Genomic DNA, 13,250 nt, shown 5'->3' with positions numbered 1-13,250 from the left:
CCTGGAGGCAGCGCGATGTCGATGGATTATCGTGAGTATATTCTAGATCATTATCGCGATCCGCGCAACTATGGGCGGCTGGAGAATCCGACGGTGCACGTGGAGGATTCCAATCCGCTCTGTGGCGATCAGGTGAGCATGGATCTCCTGGTCGAAGGCGATCGCGTTACGGCGGTGCGCTTTCAGGGCCGGGGCTGCGCGATCAGTCAGGCGGCCACCTCGATGCTGACGGAGATGGTGGAGGGTAAGAGCGTAGAAGAAGTGGTGCGCCTGGGCAAAGATGATATTCTGGAGGCGCTGGGTATTCCCATCAGTCCTGCGCGGATGAAGTGCGCCTTCTTAGGGCTGCGCGTCCTTCATAAAAGCCTGGTCCTGGCTGGCCTGGAGCGCCCGGAGCATGCCGAGGAGCGCGATGATGAGCTGTAGGCGGCTCATAGGGTCTGGCAAGGCAGCGGATGTGTGAAGCGACGGAAAGGAGCTGCCTGAACGATGCGTCTGGAAGGAAAAGTTGCGGTGATTACCGGCGTGAGCCATCCGGGTCAGATGGGCTTTGCCCTGGCCGGTTTTTTTGCTGAGGAGGGGGCAACGCTGGTAATTGCTTCGCGCAGTGCGGAGCGGGTGGCGGCTCGGGCTGCCGAGCTGCAGGAGCGTGGCGCCAGGGTCAAGGGAGTGGCTGCGGATCTGACCAGCGAGCAGGGAGCAGAGCAGCTGGTGGCGGAGGCACTGGCCTGGCAGGGTCGCATCGATGTGCTGGTCAATCTGGCTGGCGGGCTGACGAAGTATGCTCCCCCTCACGAGTATGCGCTAGAGGACTGGGAGCGGGAGCTGAATAATAATCTGCGCACGGCCTTTCTCTGCACGCGCGCGGTTTGGCCGGTGATGCTGGCCCAGGGAGGCGGCAAGATTATCAACTTTAGCCGGGCCTACAGCATTCAGAACGCCGGGGCGCAGACGCTGGCCTACAACTGTGCCAAGGCGGGGGTGGATGCCCTGACGCGCACCTTTGCTCAGGCAGGCAAGGCGGTCGGGATCTCTGTCAACGCCATTGCCCCCGGCTTGATTGCCACGCAGTCCAATCTCGATGAGCTGCATCCCTCTCCCGAGGAGCTGCGCGCCCGGTGGGTCAGTCCTCGCGAGATTGCCGAGGTGGCTATCTTTCTGGCCACCGCCGCCAGCGATGGCGTCACTGGGGCCATTATCCCTGTCCAGGGACGCGGCATCTGAATGATGGGGGAAGGCTGCGATGAGCACGAACAAACCAACTCTTGCGAGGGGATGAGGCTGCCATGAGTGAGTTTGTGGCCGTTGCACGCTGGGATGAGCTGGGTGAGGGGGAGCTGTTGGGAGTCGAGGTTGAGGGTGAAGCGATCTGCCTGGCCAAGGTCGACGGCGCGGTCTATGCCTGTAATGGAGAGTGTACCCACGTTGGGGGACGCCTTTACGAGGGAGAGCTGCAGGACGGCGTCCTCACTTGCCCCGTTCACGGAGCCCAGTTCGATCTCCGTACTGGCAAGGTCCTGCGTGGTCCTGCCCGTCAGGATCTGGTGCTCTATCCTGTACGTGTTGAGGACGGCCTGATTAAGGTGGCTCTTCCTCCCGAGTGAGCTTCTCCCTCACTCCATCGCCGCGGCCAGCTCACGAAGAGGCGGGCTGGTGCCGCGACCTCGGACTCTCTGGTCTGGCTCTCACTGGCTGGCTGGCTGAGCTGCTGATTCTGCGCGGGAATCCTCTTGCGCAGTCACTGAAGACCCCCTACAATAGCCGCGTGAAACCTTCACTCGAAGACGAAGCTCAATTTTCGCTTGCGGATGGAGAAACGCTGTTATGGTAGGCAGGTCACATCTTCTGATTGGCCTCACGGCTGGTGTTGTTCTGGACAGTCTTGTTCACCTGAGTGGTCCCCCGATCACCCTGGCGCCCAGTGTTCCCCTGAAGCTCGTCGTGGCTAAGGCGATCTACTACGTTGCCGTCGGCTTTGGCGCGCTGTTGCCCGACATCGACAACGCCCATAGCACGCTTGGGCGCAAATTCGGCTGGATCAGCCGCGAGATTCAGCATATAGCAGGCCATCGTACCCTCTTTCACAGTCTGCTCGGCCTGCTACTTGGCTCCCTGCTCGCACTGGGGGCGCAGCAACTGGTCCTCTCCCTGCTGGCGATGCGCGGCCTGAGTGCACCGGCAAGCCTCATGAACGCGACCCATATGATCTTCTTCGCCGTACTCTTTGGCTGCATTGTCCACATACTCTGCGATGCTCTTACTGAGGGCGGAGTACCTTTGCTCTGGCCCAACCCGAAGCGCTTTGGCTTCCCTCCCAATCCTGACTGGCGCTTCCGTACAGGCACGTGGCCAGAGCATGTCATTGTCTGGTCCTTTATCATCCTGGTAGGCATTGGCATCTGGCAGAACGTCATTTATATATAAGGGGACCGATAGAGGGAGGGAGGAGTACGAGGCCAGGCGGGTGCGGGTGATGGCAGGATAGAGGGGGGCCAGAAGGTCAGAAGGTATGAAAAGAGAGAAAGAGTAGCTCAGAGCGAAGGGGCTATGAAAGTATTCAATCTGCGGGTCCAACTGTGGCTAGCCTGGGGCCTGGTTGTGCTGGCGACGCTGGTGTATTTCCTGGAGATGAGTCATCAAGCCGTGCTCCGCTACGATACGTTCAAGGCGACGGCCTTCGATCTGGGTAACTATGACCAGGCCATCTGGAACACCTTACATGGCCGGCCCTTCCAGTTCACGAACCAGGCGATCGACTGGTATGGTCCCCCTACCCGCCTGGGGGTGCATTTTGAACCCATCCTGTTACTGCTCTCACTCCTCTATCTGATTCGCTCCGACCCGCGCACCCTGCTCATCTTTCAAACGCTGGTACTGGCGCTGGGGGCTTTCCCTGTCTTTCTGCTGGCCCGCTACTATCTACCGCGCTGGCCGCTGTTGGCGGCCCTCTGCGTGGTGGCCTATCTGCTGGCGCCGGCCTTGCTGGGTCTGAACATCTTCGATTTCCATGCTGTGAGCCTGGCCACGCCGCTGCTGCTCTATGCTCTGCTGGCCCTCACCTATCGTCGCTATGTGCTTCTGGTAGTTTGCTGTTTCCTGGCGGCCTCCTGTAAAGAGGATGTGCCGCTGGCGATCGGTCTGCTGGGCCTCGTGATGATCTGGCGCTATCGTCTGCCGCGCCTGGGCCTGGCGCTCTTCATTGGCGGCTTCCTGTGGTCGGCCCTGGCTTTTGGGGTGATCATTCCCCATTTTTTCCCAGGCCAGCAGGCCAACAACTTCTGGTATCGCTACGAGACGCTTGGTAGCTCGCCCGGCGCTGCTATCGTCAATCTGCTGCTCCATCCCTGGCTGCTCTTCACCACCTTCTTCACGGTGGAGCGCTTCTACTATCTGGCCAGCCTCATCAGAAATACGGGCTTTTTCGCTCTGCTCGCCCCTGAATGGCTGATTCCGGCCCTGCCAAGTCTGGCGGTCAATATTCTGAATACGAACCCGGCCCTGTATAGCGGCGTCTACCACTACAATGCCACGATCATTCCTTTTGCGGTGATGGCGGGGATCGTCGGTCTGCGGCGCTTCCTGGCCCTCTGGGCGAGCTGGCGCGGGGAGCCACTCCCCCCGCTGGAGCTGATGGTGCCGGAGCGGAGAAGAGAAGGGGGGCAGGGTGGGGCATCCGAGGATGTGGACGAGGAAGCAGTGAGTGGCGGGAGACGATTGTGGCCAGTCTGGTTGGCAAAGCGCTTGCCGATGGAGCGCGCTCAGGCGCTGCGAAACTGGGGACAGGATAAGTACCTGCGCCTGCGGAAGCTGGCTCTGCGCCTGCTCCAGCCGGCCTGGTGGCGCAAGCAATGGCAGCGCTTCTGCATGCGGATGGTCCCGCTGGCCCGGCAGATCAACCTGACGTGCCTGCAGTGGTATGCTATGCTCTGGATCTTGCTGCTCATCGGCGTCAATTACGTCGCCGAGGCGCCGGTGCTCAATAGTTTCTGGGCCGATCATGAGCCTGGGCCGCGTGAGCAGCACATCCAGCAGCTGCTGGCGATGATCCCGCCGGATGCCTCCGTCTCGGCGGGGGATAATCTCAATCCACATCTCAGCGAAAGGCAGCGGCTGGCGGTCTTTCCCTCTTTTACCGGCACGATCGATGGAAAGCAGTATACAGTTGACTACATCATTGTCGATCTCAACGCGGTTTTTCCCGAGGATCGTGCCAGTACGATCGAGATTCTCAATCGCTTGACGGCCTCGGGACAATTTCGTCTCATTGCACGCGCCGAGGGGGTCGTTTTACTCAAACGCAATAGTTCATAGTAGACCATAGTATGTTATAATCCTTGCAGGTGAGACTCTCTGCTTTATTCGCTCCTGTGGACAGTTGATGAACAGAGGAGAGGTGCTATGTACGGAGACCCATTTTACAGTGATCCGACCAGTGCCGAACCAGGCAGAGTGCCGCCACCAGGCGCATTACCTCCGATGGAGGAATTGCAGCCGAAGCAGGCACCTCCGCCGCCTCACGAGCCGGTGGCAGCTTCAGCTCCGGTGGCGCCATCGCTGCCGATGGCTGAGCTGGAGCTGGTCAATCGTGAGAATGAGGCTCGCACACTGGTCTTTGCGATCGGCAAGTTTAAAGACTTTCTGTGGTGGTTTCTGGCGGTGTTGGAGGTGGCTTTGCTGCTCCGCTTTATCTTCCGCCTCATTGCTGCTGACCCCAGTAATGCCTTCGCTGGCCTGCTCTACGCCCTGACTGGGATTATCCTGTTGCCTTTCAATGGTATTGTCAAGACCCCATCGCTGCATAACTGGGCCTTTGAATGGCCGACGCTGATTGCGATGGCCGTCTATGCCCTGATCTTCCTGGCCATTACGAGCTTCCTGCGCCTGTTGATCTCGACTCCGAAGGAGCCAGAGGAGTAATGGAGGGCCTGGCCCCTGTCTCCTCGGCACTGGCCTGTAGCGAAGCAATTGCGGGGGCCATCGCCGGTGCGGTGCAGCGTGGAGAGGTGCACAGCGTTTTCTCTGCCGCTGCTAATCTGCTCTTCCCACTTGAGTTCGTGCTGTCACTGAATGCGCAGGATGGCCCGGCTCTGCCGAATGGTATTCGTCTGAGAGCTGCGCGGGGGGCCTTTCCTTTCTGCGCCCTGCGGCCCGGCATGCCGGTGTTGCTGGGGGCTGGGCGCCTGTATATAGAAGATCTTCATTGGTCAGTTGACCTGCAAAGCTGCCCATGCTGGCGGACACAGCTCAGGCGCCCGCCGCATCTTGAGCCGATGCTACTGGTGCGGAACCGAGAGCGCCTGCGCCGGCTGCTCCTGGCGCCTGGGCTACTGAGGGTGCGCCAGGAGGAGAGTCATCCCTTGCTGGCAGCTATGAACGCAGCGCTCCGCGGCGAGCACTGCCTGCCAGAGGAACCCAAGACGCTGGCTGAACTGCTGGCCGGACGTGGCCCGGGCCTTACTCCCTCGGGCGATGACCTGCTTGTCGGTTGGCTGGCCGCTGGCTGGTGGCTCCGTGGCGCTGAACCAGGCTTCCTGACGACCTGCGCGCAGCTGCTGGAGGCGGCTGGACCACGGACGCACCTGCTGAGTCGAACCTGGCTCTCATGGGCCGCGCGCGGCTGCTTCGCTCTGCCGCTGCTCCAGCTGCTGGAAAGTCTCGCTGAGGAGCATGAGGAGCGCCTGCTTGCACAAGCGCAGGCTGTGCTGGCCCTGGGGGCCAGTTCGGGCTATGATCTCTTATGTGGCCTGGTGTTGGGCCTGACCTCTCCGTCGCTCCTGCCCTGGCCGGAATCAGGCGGCGCTGGCTAGGCGAGTGGTAACTATTGAGCCTGCTTTACGCCTGCTGTTGTCTGGTCTTATCCTGCCAACTTGCTTTCTCCAAGCACGTAGCGCCATTATTTCTCGATAAAATCTGAGCAGGTTCTTTTTAAGTCATCCATAGTTTACATCGAGGCAGCCTTGTGCTATACTGGGCGCAGGCAGGCCGGAGGTGCTATGAACAAGCTCAGTGTTTTCACAGGTAACGCCAATCCCGTGCTGGCTGCTGCCATCTGCCGTCACCTGGGGATCGAGCTGGGAAAGGCCGAGGTCTTCCAATTTAGCAACGAAAACATTTTTGTGAAAATCAACGAAAACGTTCGTGGCCACGACGTTTTTGTCATTCAGCCTTTCAGCTCGCCGGTCAATCGCTCGATCATGGAACTTCTGATCATGATCGATGCTCTCAAGCGGGCCTCGGCGCAGCGCATTACGGCGGTCATTCCCTACTATGCCTATGGTCGCACCGATAAGAAGGATCAGCCGCGGGTTCCTATTACGGCCAGGCTCCTGGCTGATTGCATCACAGTGGCCGGGGCCCATCGTGTCTTGACAATGGACCTGCATGCTGGTCAGATCCAGGGATTCTTCAATATTCCGGTTGATGAGCTGACGGCCCAGACCCTGCAGGCGCGCTATTTCCGGGCCAAGGGACTGGAGAACTTTACCGTGGTCTCTGCCGATGAAGGGTTCGCCAAGAAGGCTCGCCAACTGGCCGATCGCCTGAATGCGCCGCTGGCCATTGTCGAGAAGCGCCGTTTAGGCAATGACGGGGTGACAGAGGCCAAGAACGTGATCGGCAATGTGGAGGGACGCCACGCTCTGATTGTCGATGAGGAGATCGATACGGCCAGCTCAATCACGCAGGCGGTGCGGGTCGTGCGTGAACATGGGGCGCGTGAGGTCTATTGCTGTGCCTCACATGGCGTCTTCTCGGGTCCGGCAATCGAGCGGCTGCGCGAGGCCGAGATCAAGGAGATCGTGGTGACGGACACCATTCCTCTGCCGGAAGAGAAGCGCTTACCCAATATGACGATTTTGTCGGTGGCGGAACTCTTCGCTGGAGCGATCAGCCGTATCCATGAGAACCGCTCGGTGACGGAGCTATTCCAGTAGGGAGCTGAGGTAAGAAGCTGGGAAAACAGCCTTCTTTCTTCGCGCGAACCTGGTGCTGGCGTGGCGACGGGGCGACGAGGTAGCTGTTTCTAACTTCTAACTAAGGCGAGCGCTGGTGGATGGCCTCCCCTGTAGCTGAGGCAGCAGAGTTGCAGGGGAGCGCTGTCGCAGTGGATATGGAACTGCTCCCTCTCGCAAGGATGGCCTCTCTGGCTGGCTGGCTGGCTGCGCGGGCAGCCACGAGCGATCGATTGCTGGAAAGCTCTGTGAGTCAGTGTTATCCCCCTCACTGCATGTTTGTTCCCCAAGCCATTACACAAAAAGAAAAGATAGACCGCGAGGGGCCTATCTTCTTTCGACCGATCTACCTGCTGGTCTATGATGAGCGCCTCTATCTTCGGCGCTACCTGGTAGCGGCGGTAGGACTCGAACCTACGACCCAGGGCTTATGAGTCCCCTGCTCTACCGACTGAGCTACGCCGCCATCGAACGGACTGACCAGGGGCAGCGCTGCTGTTGAGAAAGGATGCTCCTGGGAAAGCCAGCACCTTGCCAGAGGTTGCGACTCCGGCTGGCAGAGCTGCCTTGCTAGTGATTTCGACTCTTATCTTACCACATCCTGTCAAGAGGGAGAAGGCCATCTTTGGGAGAAGCTGCGCGAGAGCGAGGGTCAGGGAGAGGGCCAGGAAATGGACGAGAAAAAGCCTCACTCGCAGAGACGAGTGAGGCGAAGTATGCGTTGTCGCTAGAGCGTGCCTTAACGGAGGCAAGAGAAGAAATTGCGGGGGCAGGATTCGAACCTGCGACCTTTGGGTTATGAGCCCAACGAGCTACCGCTGCTCCACCCCGCGTCGTTGGCGAGTAATGAGAAAGGCATAGTGCTGAAAGCACTGAATTTTACCCTGCCAGCGTGCCTGCACCTCATAAGGAAGAGAGACAGGGGAGACACTGGCTGGATTGCGGGGGCAGGATTCGAACCTGCGACCTTTGGGTTATGAGCCCAACGAGCTACCGCTGCTCCACCCCGCGTCGGCGTTTTCATGATACTACAAGGTTCCCAGGATGTCAAGAGGTGTGCTCTGGGTAGTTGCCATTGAGCAGGATGCGGTAAGCAAGTCGGCGCCACGCATCGAGAAAGGAACCGATGGCAGAGCACTTATGTAAGCTCTGCCCTGGCATTTCCATAGGCGTGAGGGATGGCTCCCTGTTCCCATTCGATGGGAACACGCGCGACCTTGCCGCTTGGCTGATAGAGTTCACGCCCCAATGGCCTGAGCGGCAGGCACCCCTCGAAAAAAGCTCGGATGCGCTCGTGCGTGATCTTGATGTAGGCTTCCTCCTTGTCGCACCCTGCTACACGCCGACCGTGCTTGATCCCTGCAATGAGGGACGAACCGGCGCCGCAGTAGGGATCAAGCACCCATTCATCTTCATTCGTGAGTGCTAACACACAGCGCTCGGCTAACTCTACAGGGTACTGGCATGGATGGCTCGTCTTCTCGGGATGCGCCGCTTTCACATTGGGGATATACCAGACCTCCTCTTCCCAATCTTGGACCACCACCTCCCAGAAATCTGAGGGATTTTTCCCTAGAGGGTTCCCCGACGGCGCCCCCTTATGGGGTCCCTTGTAATGCCGCTTGCCTGGATACTTGGCTGGAACACGCACGGGATCTAGATGAAATGTATAGTGATCTCCTCTGGTGAACCACAGAATCGTTTCGTAGCGCCCAGAAAAACGACGAGACATGTGCATTCCATGACTATAACGCCATATTATTCTGTTCCTTAGCTTCAAGCCTTTTTTCTTAAAGATGTCATAATAGAAGATATCTAGAGGAAATACCTCACCAGCTTCAACAAAGTTCCCGACCTGCCAGCAGATACTGCCCTCTGGACTGGTCACCCGAACGATTTCATCGATGACGGCTTCTTGCTCTTGCAAGTATGCCAGGACATCTTTGCGCGTCTCATACTCCTTGCCCAGGTTGTAAGGTGGAGAAGTAATGACCAGGGCAATGCTTTCTGAGGGCAGCGTCTTCAGGAAGCCCAGCGCATCGCCCAGATGAACGACGATCCGCTGCTGGCTGTCGAAGTGCTCAACGCAATCAGGAGCCGACGACTCCCCGAACCAAGATAATTGATGAGTTTCCATAGTGGTTGTAGGCTTCTCCTCTATCGTCTTTTGTCATCTATGATACCTTGCAGGGCCAGGCTGGGCATAGGCCTCGCTGTGCAGCTGACAGAAACCCTTTGTCGCTTACTCCGATCCTGGCGCGCGGCGGGCAGAGATCCTGGCTCGCTCTCTTGCTGCCTGGTTGCGGGACGGGCCAATCGAGGGTTTCATTGCTCTCTGGGGAAACTATGGGAGAGGCGCAGGTCTTTGTCAAGACCTCGTGCCGTGCTGCAGCCAAAAGAAGGAGGTACCGGACAGGTCGATGAAGGACCTATCCGGTGCCTCTTGAAAAGAAAAGGCTTCACGTTTTCAGCAGAGAAGATGCGTGGAGCGGGGCCCGTGGAGCGTCTGCCCTCTCGCCGCGCCGCTCTCACGGGCGTTGGACAGGGCGCTAGCTCCGACGAGCACTGCTGCTCTAGCTTCAGCTCGGTGGGCGGTTCTTGCCTCCTTTCTTCAAAGGAAATGCCTGCCATAGGGCGAGCTGGAGAGGCAAGGTGTCCTTTGTTCTTGTCACCTCACCTCATCTCAGCTCGCCGCGCTCTAGACGACGCTGCAGGTCGCGCCATTCAAGGTGAACGAAGTTGGCGCGGGATTGCTGCCGTTCCAGCTAGCCAGGAAGCCTGGTGAAGCGCCCAGAGTGGCGCCCGCCGGGATCTGGGCGTTGTAGGAGGCGTTGGTGATCGTCACCTGGGCCCCTTGCTGCGTATAGCTCCCGTTCCAGAGCTGAGTGATCTGCTGACCAGCCGTGAAGCTGAAACGCAGGGTCCAGCCGTTGATGGGGCTGCTCCCCGTATTCGTGATGGTGATGCTGCCCTGGAAGCCGCCCGGCCACTGGCTCGCGACGCTATAGTGCACCTGGCAGGCTGCCCCTGGTGTTGGGGTAGGAGTAGGTGAAGGCGTGCTAGTAGGAGCCGGTGTCGGTGAAGGCGTCGCCGTTGGGCTGGGCGACGGCGCCGGGGTAGGCGTGCTGGTTGGGGCCGGCGTGGGAGTTGGTGTAACGCCTCCGGTGCCAGCCGGGATGACGTAGGTCACCAGCGAGCGCGCCGGCACGGTCGCACTGAAGGAGCCACCACTTACCGAGAGCGTCGCCTGGGCCGCTGTGTTGTTGCTGCTATTCGTCAGATAGGGGGTCACCGTGGCCCCATTCGCCACATTGGTATTCTGCAGCGAGAAAGTCGTCGCCGTATTGCTGCTTGCCAGGTTGATGACCACGATGGCCAGCGTGCCATTGGTGTTGCGGTAGGCCGAGACCAGCAGATTGCTGTCGGAGCTGCTGGCACCGATGCGCACCGCACCGGGTCGGACGAAGCGGCTGTAGTTGGCGAAGGCCCACAGGCGCTTCGACGGCGTAATGGTCGTGCCGTTCAGCTGGATCAGGCCCTGATTGTCGCTCGAAACCGAGGTGCTGGCCACGCCCCACCAGTAGAGGAAGGCGCTCAGGTTCGCCGAGGTCAGTCCGACGTGAATATGCTGGGCCCAGGTCAGACCGGAGGCATCGCTGCCATCGTCCCAGGCGGCATCGAAGCTATCGAAGGTCGACCACTCGGTTTCCCAGACCGGCTTGCCGTTCGAGTTGAGCGACGAAGTCGGGGCGCCAGTGTAGCCGTGGCTGGAGATCACCTTGACATAGGAATTGGCCGTTGCATCGTTGACAATGGCGCTGGTGTAGCTTGGGGCCAGGTCCCAGCCCTCAGCATCGCAGCAAACGATCTGGGCCGACAGACCCGCATTGGCCAGGGTCGGCCCCAGAATCTTGGCAAAGTCGGCGGTCTGCGTGGGATTCATGACCATGCTGGAGTAGGAGGTGGTCAGATTCGGCTCGTTGACAAAGCCTATGTTGGTGATGGTCACGCCCGCCGCCTGATAATCCTTAATGTACTGCACCAGATAGTTAGCATAAGCCTGGCGCCAGTCGCCCGAGCTGCAGGTCGCCCCAGGAGCACCGCAGAGGGTGCCACCGTTGCTCTCGGAACCGTTGGTCTTCATGAAGCCGGGAGCGCTCCAGGCGTCGGCGTAGATGCGCGTCACGCCGTAGTTCTGAATCACCTGCTGGGTCAGAGGCAGCTGGCCCCAGTCAGTCCCGATGGACACATATTGCGGCGTGGCTGTCGGGCTGCCCGGGCTGTTTGGCTCAATTGTGTGACTGCTGTCCGAAGGGATCAGGTTGCGCAGAATGGTCAGCCCGGCGCCGGTCGTCGGACTGAACAGCAAGTCCAACATCTGTCTCTCAAGCGTGGAGCCTGCGTTGATCATGGCATTGGCCTGTCCGAAGGCTTCGGAGGCGCCAAAGCCATCGATGGTCTGGTAAGTCGTCGCCCCATTAATGGTGACGCTTGATGCTGCGTAGGCCGGGCGTGCCTGGACGACGATGCTGAGCGTCAGGGCGCCGATCAGCGCCAGGAGCGCCAGCCCAGCGCATAGAGTCTTGAGCTGTTTCCTGAGCATAGCCTGTCTTCCTTTCTCCAGAGGACTCTCCTTGTTGTTTGGTCAGTCAGATGTTGTTGGTCTGAAGAGATGTATGTGAACGGGTGCCGGGCTGAGCCGGGCAGCCTGGCCACCACCACTGTGCGCGCTGCGCTGGAGACCAGTACCTGACTCAGCCCCGTGTCCGTCACGAGCAAGTCCGGTATTGCCCCTGGGTCCTCCGCCATCTGGCGCGACCTCTCCCGTGGTTAGACTGTGTTGCAGGTCACGCCGTTAAGGGTGAAGACCGTCGGATCGCTGTGGTTGCTGGTCCAGGTGCCATTGAAGCCAATAGAGAGCGAGCCACCGGCAGCAATGACGTCGTTGTAGCCCACATCGCGGGCCGTAACCTGCTGGCCCTGCTGGCTCCAGGTGGCGCTCCAGCCCGCCGTGATCTGCTGGTCCCCAGGGAAGGTAAAGACCAGGGTCCAGCCGACAATGGCAGCGTTGCTGATGTTGGTGATCGTGATATTGGCCGTCATGCCACCTGCCCAGTAGCTGGCGCTATAGTGGGCGGCGCAGTAGTGGCCAGGCAGCGGTGTGGGCGTTGGTGTTGGGGTGACACCGTTGGCGAGGTCCGTCAGGTGGTTGAGCAGACCCTGCCCGTAGGGCGTCGGCGTGCCGTTGTAGTCGGTAATGAGCGACGGGAAGCTCCAGCAGTTGTAGGTGTCCCAGGCCCAGGCCAGATAGCCGATGTTGTTCTGGTCCAGCCAGGTCATGGCCATGTCGATGAAGCCGTGGGCGCAGTCATTCTCGCCGATCTCCCCGGCGATCACTGGCACCTGCGCCGCCACAGGCGCCACCGTCAGGACCCAGCAATTGGTGTAGTTACATGTATTGAAATTGTAGAGGTGAAAAGAGGCAGCCAGGTTATTCAAAGAATCGCTGGGCTTGTGGGAAAGCCAGCCTGACAGATCGTTGGCGTAGGCCAGGCCGCCGAGCATGATGACATTGGTGGCCCCGGTGGCGCGCACGGTGTTCACCAGCGTCTGCATGCCGGCCACAGCAAAGGGCACGTCGGTGCAGGGGCTGGCGTTGGCTGCCGCGCTCCCGTTGAGCCAGCAATCCCAGCTCGTGGTGAAAGGCTCGTTGTAGAGATCGAAGATCACCGATGAATTGTTCTTGAAGGTATTGGCCACCGAGGTCCAGAAGGCTGGCGCGTGGTCCAGATCTGGCATCGCAAGCTGTTTGTTTGCTTGTTGGGTGCCGGGGGCGCTCCAGTGCAGGTCAAGAATCGTGATCAAGTTATTGGAGGTCAGCAGGTTCACATAATCGATGATGGCCTGCCGGTACTGAGCCGCGGTGTACTGGGCGGCGGGATAGCCATTGATCCCGAGCCAGCAATCCTCGTTCAGCGGGAGGCGCACGGCATTGAGGTGCCAGCTCATCATGGCGGCTACCGAGGCGGCATCGCTCGGCCCGTCGAAGACGGTGGTATCGCCGGCGGCGTCGCACATATACTCGGTGCCGGAGCGATCGACTCCCAGCGGGCGAACCGGCTGGCCGGAGCCGTTGAGGAGCTGATTACCCGAAACGTGCAGGCCGCTGTAGGAGACGGCGGCCTGGGCACGTGGCGCATGCTGGGGCGCGTACCAGATCAGACCTGCCAGCGCGAGTGCCAGTAAGGCCAAGAGCGCTGGCAGACCGCAGGACAGGGCTTTCTTCACGAGCGTTCCCTC

11 protein-coding genes and 3 tRNA genes are annotated in these 13,250 nt (G+C 59.8%); 8 read left to right on the top strand and 6 right to left on the bottom strand.

Features of this window, described 5'->3' with window-relative positions:
• Positions 1–15: 15 nt before the first annotated feature.
• The 8 genes from sufU to N688_RS20840 all read left to right on the top strand — a co-directional run bounded on the left by sufU (position 16) and on the right by N688_RS20840 (position 6,932).
• Entirely contained in the window at positions 16–426 is a 411-nt protein-coding gene (sufU, locus tag N688_RS20880) for a Fe-S cluster assembly sulfur transfer protein SufU (RefSeq protein WP_052891086.1), read from the top strand.
• A 63-nt stretch (positions 427–489) separates the two neighbouring features.
• The gene (locus tag N688_RS20875; RefSeq protein ID WP_052891085.1) at positions 490–1,224 is read left to right on the top strand and encodes an SDR family NAD(P)-dependent oxidoreductase; all 735 of its coding nucleotides are present in this window, start codon (positions 490–492) and stop codon (positions 1,222–1,224) included.
• Positions 1,225–1,286: 62 nt separating this feature from the next.
• Complete coding sequence (locus tag N688_RS20870) at positions 1,287–1,604, top strand: Rieske (2Fe-2S) protein (RefSeq protein WP_052891084.1); 318 nt, start codon at positions 1,287–1,289, stop codon at positions 1,602–1,604.
• A gap of 220 nt (positions 1,605–1,824) precedes the next feature.
• Positions 1,825–2,424: a metal-dependent hydrolase gene (locus N688_RS20860; protein WP_052891082.1), complete on the top strand. Its 600-nt coding sequence runs from the start codon at positions 1,825–1,827 to the stop codon at positions 2,422–2,424.
• 123 nt (positions 2,425–2,547) lie between these two features.
• Positions 2,548–4,311: a DUF2079 domain-containing protein gene (locus N688_RS20855; RefSeq protein ID WP_052891081.1), complete on the top strand. Its 1,764-nt coding sequence runs from the start codon at positions 2,548–2,550 to the stop codon at positions 4,309–4,311.
• Positions 4,312–4,398: 87 nt separating this feature from the next.
• On the top strand, positions 4,399–4,917 hold the full coding sequence (locus N688_RS20850) for a YggT family protein (RefSeq protein WP_052891080.1): 519 nt from the start codon (positions 4,399–4,401) through the stop codon (positions 4,915–4,917).
• Positions 4,917–5,807 (top strand): oxamate carbamoyltransferase subunit AllH family protein, encoded by an 891-nt coding sequence (locus N688_RS20845; RefSeq protein ID WP_052891079.1) that lies wholly within the window; start codon positions 4,917–4,919, stop codon positions 5,805–5,807. The genes N688_RS20850 and N688_RS20845 overlap by 1 nt, the downstream gene beginning before the upstream one ends.
• A gap of 186 nt (positions 5,808–5,993) precedes the next feature.
• A complete protein-coding gene (locus tag N688_RS20840; protein WP_052891078.1) occupies positions 5,994–6,932 on the top strand; it encodes a ribose-phosphate diphosphokinase in 939 nt (312 codons plus the stop codon).
• A gap of 408 nt (positions 6,933–7,340) precedes the next feature.
• Here the strand turns inward: N688_RS20840 and N688_RS20835 are convergent.
• The 6 genes from N688_RS20835 to N688_RS20810 form a co-directional block, all read right to left on the bottom strand.
• Positions 7,341–7,416, bottom strand: a tRNA-Met gene (locus tag N688_RS20835).
• 295 nt (positions 7,417–7,711) lie between these two features.
• A tRNA-Met gene (locus N688_RS20830) sits at positions 7,712–7,783 on the bottom strand.
• A 106-nt stretch (positions 7,784–7,889) separates the two neighbouring features.
• Positions 7,890–7,961, bottom strand: a tRNA-Met gene (locus N688_RS20825).
• Positions 7,962–8,088: 127 nt separating this feature from the next.
• Positions 8,089–9,087: a DNA-methyltransferase gene (locus N688_RS20820; protein WP_052891077.1), complete on the bottom strand. Its 999-nt coding sequence runs from the start codon at positions 9,085–9,087 to the stop codon at positions 8,089–8,091.
• 561 nt (positions 9,088–9,648) lie between these two features.
• Positions 9,649–11,553 (bottom strand): cellulose binding domain-containing protein, encoded by a 1,905-nt coding sequence (locus N688_RS20815; RefSeq protein ID WP_052891076.1) that lies wholly within the window; start codon positions 11,551–11,553, stop codon positions 9,649–9,651.
• 227 nt (positions 11,554–11,780) lie between these two features.
• Complete coding sequence (locus N688_RS20810; protein ID WP_081839087.1) at positions 11,781–13,238, bottom strand: cellulase family glycosylhydrolase; 1,458 nt, start codon at positions 13,236–13,238, stop codon at positions 11,781–11,783.
• Between the last annotated feature and the right edge of the window lie 12 nt (positions 13,239–13,250).

Source organism: Thermogemmatispora carboxidivorans (assembly GCF_000702505.1).
Classification (GTDB): domain Bacteria; phylum Chloroflexota; class Ktedonobacteria; order Ktedonobacterales; family Ktedonobacteraceae; genus Thermogemmatispora; species Thermogemmatispora carboxidivorans.
This window is presented reverse-complemented; position numbering and strand designations above follow the sequence as displayed.